Annotated in this window: 15 protein-coding genes; all 15 read left to right on the forward strand. The window is 45.4% G+C overall.

Going from position 1 to position 16,928, the window contains the following annotated elements:
- The first annotated feature begins 5 nt into the window (after positions 1 to 5).
- The 15 genes from IGI69_RS01680 (at position 6) to IGI69_RS01750 (ending at position 16,913) form a co-directional block, all read left to right on the forward strand.
- Positions 6 to 395, forward strand: a complete 390-nt coding sequence (locus IGI69_RS01680; RefSeq protein WP_438739471.1) for a YlbF family regulator — start codon at positions 6 to 8, stop codon at positions 393 to 395.
- On the forward strand, positions 379 to 2,931 hold the full coding sequence (gene mutS / locus IGI69_RS01685; protein WP_010748644.1) for a DNA mismatch repair protein MutS: 2,553 nt from the start codon (positions 379 to 381) through the stop codon (positions 2,929 to 2,931). The genes IGI69_RS01680 and mutS overlap by 17 nt, the downstream gene beginning before the upstream one ends.
- Before the next feature lie 15 nt (positions 2,932 to 2,946).
- Complete coding sequence (gene mutL, locus IGI69_RS01690; RefSeq protein WP_438739473.1) at positions 2,947 to 5,055, forward strand: DNA mismatch repair endonuclease MutL; 2,109 nt, start codon at positions 2,947 to 2,949, stop codon at positions 5,053 to 5,055.
- Positions 5,052 to 5,612: a Maf family protein gene (locus IGI69_RS01695; RefSeq protein WP_438739475.1), complete on the forward strand. Its 561-nt coding sequence runs from the start codon at positions 5,052 to 5,054 to the stop codon at positions 5,610 to 5,612. Before mutL ends, IGI69_RS01695 begins: the two co-directional genes overlap by 4 nt.
- Positions 5,613 to 5,614: 2 nt before the next feature.
- A complete protein-coding gene (locus IGI69_RS01700; protein WP_438739477.1) occupies positions 5,615 to 6,013 on the forward strand; it encodes a GFA family protein in 399 nt (132 codons plus the stop codon).
- An 88-nt stretch (positions 6,014 to 6,101) separates the two neighbouring features.
- Positions 6,102 to 6,533, forward strand: coding sequence for a peptide-methionine (R)-S-oxide reductase MsrB (gene msrB / locus IGI69_RS01705; protein ID WP_008376288.1), 432 nt, complete (start codon positions 6,102 to 6,104; stop codon positions 6,531 to 6,533).
- Positions 6,534 to 6,714: 181 nt separating this feature from the next.
- Positions 6,715 to 7,305: a Holliday junction branch migration protein RuvA gene (gene ruvA, locus IGI69_RS01710; protein ID WP_005232405.1), complete on the forward strand. Its 591-nt coding sequence runs from the start codon at positions 6,715 to 6,717 to the stop codon at positions 7,303 to 7,305.
- Positions 7,306 to 7,319: 14 nt separating this feature from the next.
- On the forward strand, positions 7,320 to 8,321 hold the full coding sequence (gene ruvB / locus IGI69_RS01715; protein ID WP_142966933.1) for a Holliday junction branch migration DNA helicase RuvB: 1,002 nt from the start codon (positions 7,320 to 7,322) through the stop codon (positions 8,319 to 8,321).
- 352 nt (positions 8,322 to 8,673) lie between these two features.
- A complete protein-coding gene (locus tag IGI69_RS01720; RefSeq protein WP_005232388.1) occupies positions 8,674 to 9,585 on the forward strand; it encodes an ABC transporter permease in 912 nt (303 codons plus the stop codon).
- Positions 9,586 to 9,596: 11 nt separating this feature from the next.
- Entirely contained in the window at positions 9,597 to 10,478 is an 882-nt protein-coding gene (locus IGI69_RS01725) for a carbohydrate ABC transporter permease (protein ID WP_005227173.1), read from the forward strand.
- 14 nt (positions 10,479 to 10,492) lie between these two features.
- On the forward strand, positions 10,493 to 12,094 hold the full coding sequence (locus IGI69_RS01730) for a sugar ABC transporter substrate-binding protein (RefSeq protein ID WP_005227174.1): 1,602 nt from the start codon (positions 10,493 to 10,495) through the stop codon (positions 12,092 to 12,094).
- Between the two features lie 376 nt (positions 12,095 to 12,470).
- Positions 12,471 to 13,073: a DUF624 domain-containing protein gene (locus IGI69_RS01735; protein ID WP_096742130.1), complete on the forward strand. Its 603-nt coding sequence runs from the start codon at positions 12,471 to 12,473 to the stop codon at positions 13,071 to 13,073.
- Positions 13,066 to 13,986 (forward strand): acetylxylan esterase, encoded by a 921-nt coding sequence (locus IGI69_RS01740; protein ID WP_438739480.1) that lies wholly within the window; start codon positions 13,066 to 13,068, stop codon positions 13,984 to 13,986. The genes IGI69_RS01735 and IGI69_RS01740 overlap by 8 nt, the downstream gene beginning before the upstream one ends.
- Positions 13,977 to 14,756: an endonuclease/exonuclease/phosphatase family protein gene (locus IGI69_RS01745; protein WP_438739482.1), complete on the forward strand. Its 780-nt coding sequence runs from the start codon at positions 13,977 to 13,979 to the stop codon at positions 14,754 to 14,756. Before IGI69_RS01740 ends, IGI69_RS01745 begins: the two co-directional genes overlap by 10 nt.
- A 6-nt stretch (positions 14,757 to 14,762) precedes the next feature.
- Complete coding sequence (locus IGI69_RS01750; protein ID WP_422704953.1) at positions 14,763 to 16,913, forward strand: glycoside hydrolase family 3 N-terminal domain-containing protein; 2,151 nt, start codon at positions 14,763 to 14,765, stop codon at positions 16,911 to 16,913.
- Positions 16,914 to 16,928 lie beyond the last annotated feature (15 nt).

Here is a 16,928-nt window from a genome sequence, read left to right on the forward strand (position 1 = left end):
GAAGCATGGAAGAGCAATTAGCCAAGGAACCACACGTTGCCCAAGAGCTGGCTGCTTTGCAAAGGCTCTTGTCTGATCATCCGATCGTTCAAGAATTTCAAGAAATTCAAGCACGAGCCTTGCAAAACCAAGGGCTATTGGAGCTGGAAGAAGCGCTGAAGCAAGCGCAAAAAGAGATCGTTCAATTTGAGCAGTATGAGAAACCCGAAGCAAAAAAAGCTGCCGAGCAGCGTTATGCGTCATTGACAAACGAATACGAGCAGCATCCTTTAGTGGTTGCTTATCGCCAAGCGTTACTGCAAGCAGATGAATTGCTGCAATATGTCACGACGGAGATCCAAAAGAAAATGAATAAAGCCATCGAGGAGGATGAAACCAATGCCTCAAAAAACTAAAAATACCCCGATGATGGAACAGTATTTAAGCATCAAGGCTCAGTACCAAGATGCTTTTTTATTCTATCGTTTAGGGGATTTCTATGAATTATTTAATGAGGATGCTGTCAAGGCAGCACAAATTTTAGAACTGACGTTAACCAGCCGCAACAAAAATGCGGAGGAACCGATCCCTATGTGTGGAGTGCCTTACCACGCTGCCAGCAATTACATCGACACCTTGATCGAGCAAGGCTACAAAGTAGCGATTTGTGAGCAAGTGGAAGATCCAAAAACCACCAAAGGAATGGTCAAACGCGAAGTCGTTCAACTGATCACGCCGGGAACGGTGATGGACAGCAAAGGCCTATCCGCCAAAGAAAACAACTTTTTGACAGCTGTTTTGCAGCAAGGGGAGCGTTTTGGCTTTGCCTATGTCGATCTAAGTACCGGTGAATTAAAAGCAGCGCAATTGGAAGATGAAGAAGCTGTCGTCAATGAGGCCGCCGCTCTGCAAACGAAAGAAGTCGTTTTGTGCAGCGAGATCCCTGAGTCATTGCAAACAACACTGACCAATCGCTTGAATGTCGTGTTTTCTAAGCAAGAAACGTTGGAAGAAAATGCCGAATTTCAATTTTTAACAGAACCTCTCTCTCAAGAGTTAGAAAAAGTAGTCACAGGGAAGTTGCTAAGTTATTTGGCGATCACCCAAAAACGCAGTTTAGCGCATATTCAACAAGCCGTGGAATATCAGCCCGATCATGCCTTGAAAATGGATCATTATTCCAAATTCAACTTAGAATTGACGCAGTCGATTCGAACCGGAAAAAAACAAGGGACTCTTTTATGGTTGTTGGACGAGACAAAAACCGCAATGGGGGGGCGTTTGTTAAAGCAATGGTTGGACCGTCCCTTGATCCAGCCAAAGAAAATCACTGCCCGCCAAGAAATGGTCCAATCGTTACTGGACAGTTTCTTTGAGCGAGCAGATCTGCAAGAAGCGTTGACGAAAGTCTATGACATGGAACGCTTAGTCGGACGGGTCGCCTTCGGAAATGTCAATGGCCGCGATTTGCTGCAGTTGAAATCTTCTTTGGAGCAAGTGCCTCTGATCGCGCAATTGCTGCAAGGCATCAACCGTGGCGAGTGGAATGACTTGCTGCTGGAATTAACGCCCCTAGATGATTTGGTTGCACTGATCGAAGCGGCGATCGATGAAGATGCCCCGTTGCAGATCACGGAAGGCAACATCATCAAAGACGGGTTCCATCAACAATTAGATGAATACCGTACAGCGATGCGTAACGGCAAGCAATGGCTGGCGGAATTAGAAGCCAACGAACGCCAAGCGACGGGGGTCAAAAACCTGAAAGTTGGATTCAACCGCGTCTTTGGCTATTACATTGAGATCACGAAAGCCAATCTAGTGAATTTAGATACCTCTCGCTACGAGCGCAAGCAAACGTTAGCCAATGCGGAACGGTTTATTTCCCCCGAGTTGAAAAAACTGGAGACTTTGATTTTAGAAGCCGAAGAGAAATCGGTGGATTTGGAATACCGCCTGTTTCTTGACGTCCGTGAAGAAGTGAAAAAGAGTATCACACGTCTACAAAAGTTAGCCAAAGCCGTCAGCGCGGTCGATGTCTTACAAAGTTTCGCCACGGTTTCGGAACGCTACCAATACGTGCGGCCGACAGTAGCGAAAAAACGAGCGGTATCGATCATCGACGGCCGTCATCCTGTAGTGGAAAAAGTCCTTGGTCACCAAGAGTACATTCCAAATAGTATCGTGATGGATGAAGAAACAGAGATCTTGTTGATCACAGGCCCAAATATGTCTGGGAAAAGTACGTACATGCGGCAGTTTGCCTTGCTAGTCATTATGGCGCAGATTGGCTGTTTCGTACCGGCACAATCTGCAGAGATGCCGATTTTCGATCGGATCTTTACTCGCATCGGTGCCAGCGATGATCTGATCGCCGGTCAAAGCACGTTTATGGTGGAGATGATGGAAGCCAACCAAGCGCTGCGTCATGCAACGCCTAACAGCTTGATTTTGTTTGATGAGTTAGGGCGTGGGACTGCGACCTATGATGGGATGGCATTGGCACAAGCCATCATTGAATATATCCACAAAGAAGTTCATGCCAAAACACTTTTCTCCACCCATTATCATGAGCTGACGGTTTTAGATGAGGAATTGGCGCACTTGCGCAATGTCCATGTTGGTGCCGTTGAAAAAGAAGGCGAAGTCGTCTTCTTGCATAAGATGATGGAAGGTCCCGCAGATAAAAGCTATGGGATCCATGTAGCCAAAATCGCTGGACTGCCAAGTGCACTCTTACAGCGCGCAGCCACGATCTTAAAAGCGCTGGAAGAACATGAACCGACGGTACAACCAAAACCTGTCGTCGAAGAAAGTCAGCAGTTGTCGTTGTTTAGTGAAGTATCTACGGAAGAAATCGGCGTCATCGATCAATTGAAGAAATTGAATCTGTTGGAAATGACCCCGATGGACGCTCTGAATACATTGTACGAGCTGCAAAAACGAATTTAGAAAGAAGGTCAGCAGATGGGAAAGATCCAAGAGTTATCCGAACGTCTGGCGAACCAAATCGCGGCAGGAGAAGTCGTTGAGCGACCGGCTTCTGTCGTCAAAGAATTAGTTGAAAACGCCGTGGATGCCGGCAGTACCCAAATCGATATTTTTATTGAAGAAGCGGGCTTGCGTAAAATCCAAGTCATCGATAATGGCGAAGGAATTGCAGAAGAAGATGTCTTGACTGCCTTTAAACGCCACGCCACCAGTAAAATCCACAATCGGGATGACTTGTTTCGAATACGTACCCTCGGGTTTCGCGGGGAAGCTTTGCCTAGTATCGCTTCGGTTTCGATCCTCTCGATTGAAACGGCAGTCAAAGGCGCCCAACAAGGCTCCTTTGTGCGCTTAAAAGGCGGCGCTGTTGAAGAGCATCTGCCTGCCAACTTGCGGCAAGGAACCAAGATCACTGTGGAAAACCTCTTTTACAATACACCGGCACGTTTGAAATATGTCAAGACGCTGCAAACGGAACTAGCGAACATCGGCGACATCGTCAATCGGATCGCCCTGAGCCACCCAGAAGTGGCTTTTCGTCTCGTTCATGAAGGCAATAAGATGTTGAGCACCACTGGAAGTGGGCAGTTAAAACAAACCATCGCAGGGATCTACGGGGTGGAAACCGCCAAAAAAATGATCGCGATCGATACTGAGGACCTCGACTTTAAAGTCACTGGCTTTGTGTCACTGCCAGAAGTCACCCGAGCCAGCCGCAACTATTTATCCACGATCATCAATGGTCGTTATATTCGCAACTTCGCTTTGAATAAAGCGATCGTTGCTGGTTACGGATCAAAATTGATGGTCGGTCGTTTTCCATTAGCTGTCCTTGAAATCAAAATGGACCCCTTATTAGTCGATGTCAACGTTCATCCGACTAAGCAAGAAGTTCGTTTGTCAAAAGAAGAAGAATTGACCAAGCTAATCAGTAAAGCCATCAATGAGGCGCTGCGGGAAATCAATTTGATTCCTAACGCGGCTGACAATCTGCGTTTTAAGAAAAAAGTTGCCGATCAGCCAAAAGCCCAGCAGCTTGGCTTGGAACTGGAGTCAGCAGGAAATTCGACTTCTGGGTTGTCTTATAATCGCGAAACAGGGAAATTTGAGGTTCAGGGCAATACTTATCAACAGACTGTGGATAACTCTGTGGAAAAACCTGTGGAGGAAGGTGGAAAACTTCCAGAAATGCCACAGGAATCTAGCGAAAACCTGTTGGAAGAAACTGAGGAAACCTTTCGCAGTTTGGAAGAGACGCTGCCAAATAAGCCTGTCCGAAAACCATTTGTGGAAGACCAGATGGAAACAAAAGCGCCGCTGCCAGAAGCGCCAGCCTTTCTCCCAGATGAGACACCAGAGCTTACGGCGCAAGATCTGCAAAGTCAAGCGACTCTGCACCCTGAAATGCATGGGGATGACCGCAACTACCTGAAAACGGTCGAACGGTTGCTGGAAGAAGAACCAGCGAAGGAGCGTTTTCCCCAATTGGATTATTTTGGGCAGATGCATGGGACCTATTTGTTTGCCCAAAGCGAGGCGGGGCTATATATCGTCGACCAGCATGCGGCGCAAGAACGAATCAAATACGAGTATTACCGCGAAAAAATCGGCGAAGTGACCAATGACCTGCAAGAATTGTTGGTGCCGATCGTTTTGGATTATCCCAACAGTGATGCACTGCAATTACAAGAACAAAGCGACAAGCTGGCAGAAGTCGGGATCCATCTGGAATCTTTTGGGACCAATAGTTTCATCGTCCGAGCGCACCCGACGTGGTACCCTAGCGGTGAAGAAGAAGCCATCATCCGCGAAATGATCGATATGTTATTGACGACAGGAAGTGTCAGTGTCAAAAAGTTTCGTGAAGCAACCGCGATCATGATGAGCTGCAAACGATCCATCAAAGCCAATCACTATTTGAATGAAGCACAAGCTAGGATCTTGTTGCAAGATTTAGCGAAATGCGAGAATCCCTTCAACTGTCCCCATGGTCGTCCGGTGCTGATCCATTTCACCAACAGCGACATGGAGCGGATGTTCAAACGGATTCAAGATCCTCATCGAGCAAGGAGTGGCATGGAATGATTATTTTGGCTTCACAGTCGCCGCGGCGCAAAGAATTATTAGCAGAGTTAGTCTCGGAATTTGCGGTCATACCAGCAGATATCGACGAGTCGGTCCGACCAAACGAAGCGGCGATCCCTTATGTCCAACGGATGGCAGCAGAAAAAGCGGCGGCTATTGCACAAACCAATCCTGAAGATCTGGTGATCGCGAGCGATACGACGGTCGTGGTGGATGAAGAAATCTTAGGAAAGCCAGTCGACCGTAAAGATGCTCGGTCGATGTTGCGAAAAATGAGCGGACGTACCCATTGGGTGCATACCGCCGTCGTTTTGCAAAAAGGCAAACAGCAACGCCAAGCAGTGGTTTCGACGGAAGTTGTGTTTCGTCCTTTGACGGATCAAGAGATCGACAAGTATCTTGCCTTAGATGAGTACCAAGACAAAGCGGGCGCCTATGGGATCCAAGGGGCAGCCAAAATATTTGTCTCATCGATAAACGGTGATTTTTATACAATTGTAGGGTTTCCTGTCACTACGGTCTATCAGTTGTTGCAAGAGTTTATGGAGGAGGAATAAGGATGGATGTTTCTGGTAGTTGTCTTTGCGGCAAAGTCACGATCAACTTGACGGGAGTTGCGAAAGAAATCACGGTTTGTCATTGTAGTCTCTGTCAGAAATTTCACGGCGGCCCGATGTTTGCTCTTGCGCCATGCGCTGAGGACCAGATAGCTCTTCAAGGAGCGAAGTGGCTGCGACGTTACGATTCTTCTGAGTGGGCACAGCGAGGATTTTGCAGTCAATGCGGCTCGAGCCTGTTCTTTTACCTCAAAGAAGCACACACCTATTTTTTTGCGGCTGGGTTGTTTGGCAATTTGCCAGAAGCTGTCTTAACCGAAGAAATCTATACAAAAGATCAACCGCAGTTTTACCATTTTGCGGAACCAACGACTCGTTGGCAAAAGCTGCAAAACCCTTAAGCAATTTGAGCAAGTCATTTTACATTCGCTAAGAAAAAAGGCATGATAGAGCATACAGGATGAGTCTAGAGGAAAAGCAGGTGAAAAAATGACAGATAAAAAAGAATTAAAAGAAAAATTGTCGCCAATCGAATATGCGGTGACCCAAGAAAATGCAACCGAACGCCCCTTTACTGGCGAGTATGATGATTTTTATGAAAAAGGGATCTATGTTGATATCGTCAACGGAGAACCATTGTTTGCTTCTACTGATAAATATGACGCAGGTTGTGGCTGGCCGTCCTTTTCGAAACCGATCAGTCGCCAAGATATTCAAGAAAAAGCCGATTTTTCTCACGGCATGCATCGGGTAGAAGTCCGCAGCAAAGAAGCTGACTCTCATTTAGGACATGTTTTTTCAGACGGTCCTCAGGACAAAGGCGGTTTGCGCTATTGTATCAACTCGGCAGCATTGAAGTTCATCCCTTTAGCAGAAATGGATGAAAAAGGCTATGGCGAATTCAAATCACTCGTTGAGTAAGTATTAGGAACTGTGTGCGAAAAAAAGACGCAGCAGCATGTCTCGTTTGAAAAAATGCGACTGAAACAACGGTTTTTCCTCCGTTTGTTTCCTGCTAAGCCTTTTCCTTCGTTCACAGTCCTTTTTTTGCCCTCTCGTCTGTGCTACAATAAAGGGAACATATGTACAGAAAGGAAAGCACATGTACGAATATATCATAGGAAAAGTAACGGATATCTTTCCGGCGTATATCGTCGTTGAGACCCATGGCATCGGCTATCAGATCGCTTTTGGCAATCCGTATTCATTTAGCGGCAAGTTGAACCAAGAAGTAAAAATCTATCTGCACCAAGTGATTCGTGAAGATGCTCATAGTCTCTACGGCTTTGCCACGATCGAAGGCAAGCAGTTGTTTTTAAAATTGATCAGTGTCTCAGGTATTGGACCAAAGAGTGCGTTAGCAATCATGGCCAATGAAGACCATACAGGGTTGATCACGGCAGTCGAAAATGGGGACGTCAACTATTTGACTAAGTTCCCAGGTGTCGGTAAAAAGACGGCGCAGCAAATGATCCTAGACTTGAAAGGCAAAGTGGCTGAACTGGTTGGAGAAGAAGCGATCGTTCCTCTAAGCGTAGCAACGACTGCTTTAGATGAAGCAATGGAAGCCTTGAAAGCATTGGGTTATAGCGAAAAAGAAGTCAAGAAAGCCGAAAAACAATTAGCGGCGAATACCACAAAATCGACGGATGAGTACTTGCGGGAAGCTCTCCGATTGATGATGAAAAAGTAAGGAGCAAGTAGACGATGGATGAACGAATTGTTTCGCCAGAAAGCACTGAACAAGAAGAGATCATCGAAAAATCCTTGCGTCCGCAAACCCTTGCCCAATATATCGGACAAGACAAAGTCAAGCAGGAGCTTTCGATTTATATCCAAGCGGCGAAAAATCGAGAAGAAGCGTTGGATCATGTCCTCTTATATGGTCCGCCAGGCTTAGGGAAAACAACGATGGCAATGGTGATCGCCAACGAGATGCAGGTCCAAATCAAGACGACCAGCGGTCCTGCGATCGAAAAACCAGGGGATTTGATTGCGATCTTGAATGAGCTGCAGCCGGGGGATGTTCTGTTTATCGATGAGATCCATCGCTTGCCTCGTGTCGCCGAAGAAATGCTTTATTCGGCAATGGAAGATTTTTATGTGGATATCATGGTGGGGCAAGGGACAACGGCTCACCCAGTTCATTTTCCGCTCCCGCCATTTACCTTAGTCGGCGCCACGACGCGGGCGGGGATGCTCTCGGCGCCACTACGGGATCGCTTCGGGATCATTTCTCATATGCAATATTATGAAGACCATGATTTAAAAGAGATCGTGCAGAGGACTGCGTCGATCTTTGAAACGGATATCGTGGAAGAAGGGGCGATCGAAATCGCCCGCAGATCCCGAGGCACTCCACGGATCGCCAACCGGTTGCTTAAACGAGTTCGCGATTATGCGCAAGTGCAAGCAGATGGATTGATCGATCGCACCGTTGCTGACCAGGCATTGGCGCTTTTGGCAGTCGATCACGCTGGCTTGGATTATATCGATCAGAAATTGATCCGCACGATGATCGAATTGTACCAAGGCGGCCCGGTGGGATTAAGTACGATCGCTGTCAATATCGGGGAAGAAACCGAAACAGTGGAAGATATGTACGAACCGTTTTTGATCCAAAAAGGATTTTTGAAACGCACCTCGCGTGGGCGGATCGCAACGCCGTTAGCCTATGACCATTTTGGCTATCCCAAAAGAAGTGAATAGAACGAAGCAGCAATCAGCGATGGTTGCTGCTTTTTTGTGCTTTTGGTGAAACGTTTCTTTTTATTTTTTAATGATTTCTGTGAATTAATCGATGTTGAAAAAATACAATATTTGTGAAATTTGATTAAAAGGAAATGTTTGTAAAAATGATTTCTTCTGAAAAAGCTGATATGAAAGCTTTTTTATTTGTGAGGAACCCAACGAAATTTGTGAAAAAAGAAAAGCTGAAAAAAATAATTGGAAAGGCTTGCATTTTCGATTGGCAGCGGATATAATCTTTTTGTAGAAACGTTTCACCAAAATGTGGAGATATACGTAGTGTTGCGAGGATAGAAAGAAGGAGATTTTGTGTATGAGTAAACTGCAAAAGTTTTATAGTCAACGGCAGCTTCACTGGATGGTTTTTCCCGGCGTGGCATTTATGATCGTATTTAATTATATTCCGATCTACGGAATTATAATCGCTTTCAAAAACTATACGGTGATTGACACGATTTCATCAGCACCATGGGTCGGGTTAGAGAATTTCCGTATCATTATGAATGACAGTTTTTTCTGGGAAGCGGTTAGAAATACGTTAGCCATCAGCTTATTGAAATTAGGTTTAGGTTTTGCGATCCCGATTGTGTTAGCCATTATGATTTTTGAAATGCAAGATGGCCGCTTGAAGAAATTTATTCAAACGGTTTCATACATTCCCCATTTTTTCTCATGGATCGTGCTAGGTGGGATGATGATTTCTTGGCTGTCAACGAACGGCTTTATCAACCAAGTGTTGATGTCCGTAGGATTGATGGACAAAGGGGTCAATCATCTATTGGATCCAAGCAAATATTGGTGGATCGCGGTCCTTTCTGATCTATGGAAAGAAGTCGGCTGGGGAACGATCCTTTACTTGGCAGGTATGTCGCGGATCGATCCAACGTTTTATGAAGCCGCACGAATCGATGGTGCCAGCAAGCTAAGACAGATTCGTTCGATCACATTGCCATTACTGACACCGATCATCTCCTTAAACTTGATTCTGAATGTGAGCGGTATCTTAGGGTCAAACCTAGATCAAACATTAGTTTTAATGAATTCACAGAACCAAAACCGTTCAGAAGTCATCAACTCCTTCGTTTATAAAATGGGGTTGACGCAAGGTGATTTCTCTTATGCAACTGCTGTCGGCTTGGGGATCGCGGTCATTTCTGTCATCTTATTGGTGATCACGGATCGAGTGACCCGCAAGTTGAACAACGGCAATTCAGTTATCTTATAGGAGGAAAAAACATGATCAAAAGAAAAGCAAAAGAAAACACGTGGTTTTACTTCTTCAATACCGTGATCTTGATTTTATTCTCATTGATGATCATCGTACCGATTTGGAATATCTTGGTTTCCTCCGTGTCTTCTAGTTCTGGATTAGCGGGCAACGGCCTCGTGTTATGGCCCAAAGGCTTTACCTGGGAAAACTATCGGAAAGTTTTTTCTGACGCAAGTATCCCCCGTGCCTTCTTGATCTCAGTGTTAAAAACGGTTCTTGGAGCTGCGACCCATACCTTGTTTTGTGCGATCGTGGCTTACGGATTGAGTAAATCACGCTTGGTCGGCCGCAACATCTATACAACGATGGGGGTCATCACCATGTACTTCAGTGGTGGGATGATTCCAACGTACTTGCTGATTCGCTCGCTAGGATTACTGGATTCTTTCTGGGTCTACATTATTCCAGCCTTGTTCAGCTACTATGATGTCGTGATTTTAATGAACTTTTTCCGTGAGATTCCGCCTTCACTCGAAGAATCTGCGAAGATCGACGGTGCAAGTGAATTCCAAATCTTCTATAAAATCTTCTTACCATTAACGAAACCGGCCTTGGCAACCATCATCTTGTTCAACGGGGTTGGCCAATGGAACGATTTTATGACGACAAAACTGTATATCACAAAAGAGTATCTCTATCCGCTGCAAATGAAGATTTATGAAATCATCGTCCAATCCAACTTGAGTACGATGACTGAAAGCGGTAGTACCGACTTTATCGTCCAAGCAACGACCCGTGGGGTTCAGTTGGCTACGATCGTCATCACGACAGTGCCAATTTTAATTATATATCCATTGCTTCAAAAACACTTTATCGGCGGTATGATGGCCGGTGCAGTAAAAGAATAGAAAGAGGGATAGACATGAAAAAAGTAGTAGGCGGTTTATTGGCAGCATCAGCATTACTCAGCTTAGCAGCATGTGGCGGCAGCTCAGACAATGCCAGCAGTTCGGATTTTTCTATCAAAGATCGGTATGAGTTAGATGAAAAGACACCAGCATGGAAACTCGATACCAAAGAAGAACCAACCAAGATCACATGGTACATCAATTCAGACTGGACAGCTTTGCCATTTGGTGAAGATGTGACGACAGCCCAAATCAAAAAAGATTTGAACATTGATATTGAATTTATTTCAGGGGATGATTCGAAATTAAACGCTTTGATTTCAAGTGGTGATATGCCTGATATCGTGACGTTGATGGATAAAACCAGCCAAGCAGCCACAAAAGCTGATAGTTGGGCATACTCATTGAACGATTTAGCGGAACAATACGATCCGTATTTGATGAATGTCGTGACCGAAGATACCTTCAAATGGTTTGCTTTAGATGATGGCAAAACTTATGGCTATCCAAACTATTCCAACACAGCAGCAGACTACGAAAGCGGCAATATTCCCGTCAACGACAACTTTGTGATCCGTGAAGATGTCTATGAAGCATTAGGCAAACCAGATGTTTCGACGCCAGAAAACTATGTGAAAGTCATGAAAGAAATCAGCGAGAAATTCCCTGATTTGACACCAATGGGCTTCACAACGATCGGCGAAACAGCAGGACCATTCTTAGATAAATTGCAAGATTTCTTAGGTGTTCCATTAGAAGATGAAGATGGTGCTTTCTACGACCGTAATTTAGATGAAGAATATATCTCATGGTTGAAAACCTTCAATCAAGTGTATCGTGACGGCAACATCAGTGATGATAGCTTTACCGATGACGGCCCAACCTATGATGAAAAAGTAAAACAAGGGGACTATGCAACGATCTTAGTAGCAGGAACGAGCGGACAAGGTGGGAACTTCACCGAATTCATGAAAAACTCTGACACGCGTTACATCGCAATCGATGGCCCTGCCAGCACGTCTGGTCGTGAAGCAACCTTGAACCAAACAGGAATCTCTGGCTGGTTGATCAACTACATCACAAAAGATGCGGCGGATCCAGCAAAAGTAACCCAACTCTTCACGTACTTGATCGATGAACCAGGACAAATTTTGACAAAATTCGGTGTTGAAGGCGTGACGTATGAATACAACGATGAAGGCAAAATCGATTACTTGCCAGAAATCAAAGAAATGGAACAAACCGACAACGAGGGCTACAACAAAAAATATGGTATCAGCCGTTTCAACTACTTTAACAATGACCGTGTCAATGCACTGAAAGTCAAAACTGAAAATGCGTTGACTCAAATGCAAGAATGGGGCGAAGGCAAATTGTATCCACACTTTGTGATCGAAAATACGGATCCAGATGCTGGAACTGCTGAAGCACGTTCAAACACAGCCATCAAAACCAAAATCAACAGCACGATCATCTCATTGATCCGTTCAAAAGATGAAGGAACATTTGACAGCACACTAACCGACTTTGAAAGCTTCTTAGATTCAAACAACTGGGATGCAATCAAAGACATTAAAACTGAAAAAATGGCCGAAAACCGCGAACGACTAAAATAACCCCCATAGGAGAGGAAAGGAAGCCAAAAAAAAGACCTTTCCTCTCCTTTGCTTTGAAACACAGGTTTTGCGCGCACTTTGCGTAAAATCTGATGTTTCAAAGTACTAGGCGACTGTAAGGAGCGTAGTGACCAACCAAAGAAACACAGGTTTTGCGCGCACTTTGCGCAAAATCTGATGTTTCAAAGTACTAGGCGACCACAGGGAGCGTAGTGTCCATACAAAGAATCACTGCGATTGGCTCACGTAGTGAGACATGCAAGCTGCAACCCAGAAAACTGTACGTTGAGAAACGACCCAAATTCACAAGAAGGCAAGAAACAAGTTTACGTAGCACCCGCAGCACAAATCAGCAAGTTTTGATTGGAGGATCATAATGAATCGACTATTTTCTTATGAAGGATGGTACTATCGGGTCTTTGCTTTTTTAGCAGATATGATCATTGTTAGCTTTCTCTTTATGATTCCAGCAATGACGCTGATTCTCGCAGGACCAGCATTGATCGCGCTGTATCAGACGATCGATCAATTGTACAAGGAACGGGATGTCCCAATTTGGCAACGATACAAGCAAGCATTCTTAAGCAACCTCAAACGTGGGCTCTTCTTAGAAGGTCTTGGTATTGCGTATGTCGCAGTCTTTGCTGGGTTGATCTATTCCTTGATGATGATTACACCTTACTTTGGCGTTTTAGCCGTGATCCTCGTTAGCTTGGCTGCGCTGTATCTCGTCGTGTTCGTTCTCTTGTACAGCTTGTTTGCCCAATCATTGCAAGAAACAGCAAAAGAAACGGCGTATGCGGTTCTTAGCAGTACGGCGAATGCGATCATTTTATTGGTGATCCCCATTCTTGTCTTTGTATTGTGCAGCAAAGTGAACCTATTCTTATTTGTTTGTTTAGGGATCTCAGGCTCAGCCTTTGTCCAAGTGTTGTTTTTCAATAAAGTATTAGCGAAGGGAGAAGAGACAAATGACTGAATCCACAGCGACGGATCGATCCTATTTTTGGGCTTCGGTCCAACAAGAACTTGACACCCTTCCGCTAGCCTTTGAAAGAACCAAACAAGCGCCTTTGCTGAAAGGGATTGATTGTTTTACGATTTCTTTTCAAAGTCTTGGTAATGAAACGATCTATGGGCATCTGCTGCTGCCAGAACAAGCGGCAGATTGTCCAATCGTGATTGATTTTTTAGGCTATATGAATCATGTGCAAGAACCGTTCCAATTTGCTCATTGGTTATTGATCGACTGCGGCTGTCTTGTCATCGACAATCGCGGACAAGGGGGACGCACGCAAGATCAGGTTCCCTATGAAACCACGCAGCATGAAGCACCTTTTGGACGCGGCATCTTGAAAAAAGAAGATTTTTATATGAAGCGATTGGTCGCAGATAGTTTGCGCACACTAGAAGTCCTTCAACAGATACCGGAAATCGATCCGCAGCGCATTATTTTAAGAGGCGGCTCACAAGGAGGCGGCATCGCCTTATTGGTCAACGCATTAACGAACGTCCCGATTTTTGCGACGTTTGCCGATGTGCCAAGCCACTCCAATCTTGTCCATCGGATCGAACAAAAAATAGGAAGTTACCAGGTGATTCAAGAGTATATCGAACAATTTCCAGAAACGCGGGAAACGATCTATCAAGTCATGAGTTATTTTGATTTGAAGTATTTTGCTCATCAGATAACTGGTCCTGTTTATACATCGGTCGGCAGTGCTGATCCCATCTGTCCCATGGAAGATTTCTTCGTTTCCTATAAAAAGATTCCTGGACCGAAAGAATTGCGTATTTACTTAAATAAAGGGCATGGCGGCGGCGAAGCGAAACAAATCCGTCGTGAAATGCAGCAAATCACAAAATTACTCAAAGGAAATGAATGCAGATGAAAGTAGCAACCTACAATCTACGAGTCGATACCGACTATGACCAAGAATGGCAATGGCACTATCGATCGGAGGCGGTCTGTTCCTTGATCGATTACTACGACTGGGATGTTCTGGCGATCCAAGAAGCTCGTCCCAGCCAATTTGCAGATTTAGCAAAGTTAGCGCAGTATGCTTCCGTCACGGCTGAACGTGACGGTGATGGCTTAGGCGAAGGCATCGGACTGTATTATCAAAAAGAGGCTTTCGAGTTATTAGCTTCAGGTTCGTTTTGGTTGTCATTGACACCGACTGAACCAAGTATTCATCCAGAAGCTGCGTATTCACGCTTATGTGTTTGGGCAGTCTTACAGGAAAAAAAAAATCCGCCGTTTCTTGTCATCACGACCCATTTAGATAATATTTCAGAAATGGCCCGTTTTGAAGGGATGAAAGTGATCTTTGAGCAGCTGGCAGATCAGATCGAACGCTACCCTGTATTACTAATGGGCGACTTGAATGCGGAGCCAACCGAGCGGGTGCATCGGTACTTAGAGCAGCATTTTCAAAATGCCAAAGAACATGGACAAAAGCCCCATCATGGGCCAAAAGGCTCCTATCAAAATTTTATTTATACGTTACCATGGCAAGAACTAGAAGAAATTGATTATATCTATACGAAAGGCTTCACGGTGGTCAAAACCGCCTGTCTAACGGATTCTTGTGATCGTCGTTTTCCCTCCGATCATTTCCCTTTAGAAGCAGAAGTCCAATTTGAAGAAAGCAAAGGATGAATAAAAATGGAACAGCAGAAATTAACCGAACTACTTTCAGAAATGACCTTAGATGAAAAAATCGATCAGTTGCTGCAACTGGCAGCGGCTTTTTATTCAGATAAAGCAGAAGAGAAAACCGGCCCGATGGGCGACTTAGGACTGACACAAGAAAACATCAACAATGCGGGAACAACGCTAGGTGTTTCTGGTGCGAAAGAAGCGATCCGCGTCCAAAAAGAGTATATCGCCAATAACCGCTTGAATATCCCGACGATATTGATGGCGGACATCATTCACGGCTTTCGGACGATTTTCCCGATTCCATTAGGATTAGGTAGTTCATGGGATTTGGCAGCAGCGGAGAAAATGGCGGAAGTATCTGCCAAAGAAGCAGCTGTTTCTGGCTTGCATGTGACCTTTTCACCGATGGTGGACTTAGTAAGAGACCCACGCTGGGGCCGTGTCATGGAATCGACGGGGGAAGATCCTTACTTGAACAGTCGCTTCGCTGAAGCCTTTGTCAAAGGCTATCAAGGGGATGATCTGCGAACGGATTTCAACCGCGTGGCTGCGTGTGTCAAACATTTTGCGGCTTACGGTGCGGCTATCGGTGGTCGCGATTACAACACGGTCAATATGTCAGAACGCCAACTGCGAGAAAGTTATTTGCCAGGCTATAAAGCAGCCCTTGATGCTGGTGCTAAGCTGGTGATGACCTCCTTCAATACGGTGGACGGCATTCCAGCCACGGCCAATCGCTGGCTTTTCCGCGATGTTTTGCGAGAAGAATTCGGATTTGAAGGCGTTGTAATCTCTGACTGGGCAGCAATCAAAGAAGTGATCGCTCATGGCGCAGCGGAAGATGAAAAACATGCCGCTGAACTAGCCATCAAAGCTGGGGTCGATATCGAGATGATGACGACTTGCTACACCGATAACTTGAAAGAGTTGATCGCAGAAGGCACCGTTGAGGAAGCCTTAGTCGATGAAGCGGTGCTAAGAATCTTGACCTTAAAAAATGAGCTGGGGCTATTTGAAAATCCATACCGCGGCGCTGATGAAGCCGCTGAAGCAGCCACTGTTTTGTCTCAAGAACACCGAGAGATCGCCAGCGATATCGCAAAGAAATCAATGGTGTTGTTGAAAAATGAAGGTGTTCTGCCGTTGCAGAAAACCGAAAAAGTCGCGATCGTGGGCCCAGGTGCTCACTCCCGTGATCTATTAGGGGCTTGGTCTTGGCAAGGAAAACAAGAAGAAGTAGTGACATTAGTGGAGGGTGCTCAAGCCTTGGGTGCGGATCTGTTGATCGGTCAAGAGCCCTTTGATTATTTTGCACCGTCTGAAGCGGCGATCCAAGAAGCGATCGAATTAGTGAAGGCAGCCGATAAAGTGGTCCTAGCGCTAGGAGAGCAGGAATGGATGAGCGGTGAAGCTGCCAGCCGCAGCGACATTCGTTTGCCGCAAGCCCAATTGTCCTTGGTTGAAACCTTGAAAGAATACAACGAGCAATTGATCGTAACTCTTTATAACGGTCGTCCTCTTGATTTGCAAGGGGTGGATGCAGCCAAAGCGATCGTCGAGGCTTGGTTCCCTGGAACCGAAGGCGGAAACGCACTTGCTCAGATTCTGTGGGGAGAATACAATCCAAGCGGTCGCTTGAGCATGTCATTCCCAGAAACCGTTGGACAAGTTCCTGTGTATTACAACGTTGACAATACCGGTCGTCCTTATGAAAGTGCACCGGATGAAAAATATGTCTCAAAATATTTGGATGTCTCCAATTATGCCAAATATCCATTTGGGTTTGGCTTGAGTTATAGCCCAGTTGCGTATTCTGCGGTGACGTTGGATCAGCCGACTATGACCAAAGATCAAACGGTTACGGCTTCCATCACTGTTACGAACCAAGGAACAGCAGCGGTCTGGGAAACGGTCCAATGCTACATTCGCGATTTAGTCGGTGAAGTGGTTCGCCCAGTGAAAGAACTGAAAGGCTTTAAGAAAATTTGGCTAGAGGCTAGCGAATCAGCAACCGTTCAATTTGAGATCACGGAAGAACTGCTGCGCTATGTCCACAGCAACCAACAAGTAAGCAGTGATCCAGGGAAATTCCACATCATGATTGGTGGGAACAGCCGAGACACCCAACAAACAACCCTGCAATTAGTTAGGTAAGATAGGAAGGTTTCT

This window comes from Enterococcus sp. DIV1083b (genome assembly GCF_051713705.1).
In the GTDB taxonomy this organism is placed as follows: Bacteria; Bacillota; Bacilli; order Lactobacillales; family Enterococcaceae; genus Enterococcus_D; species Enterococcus_D casseliflavus.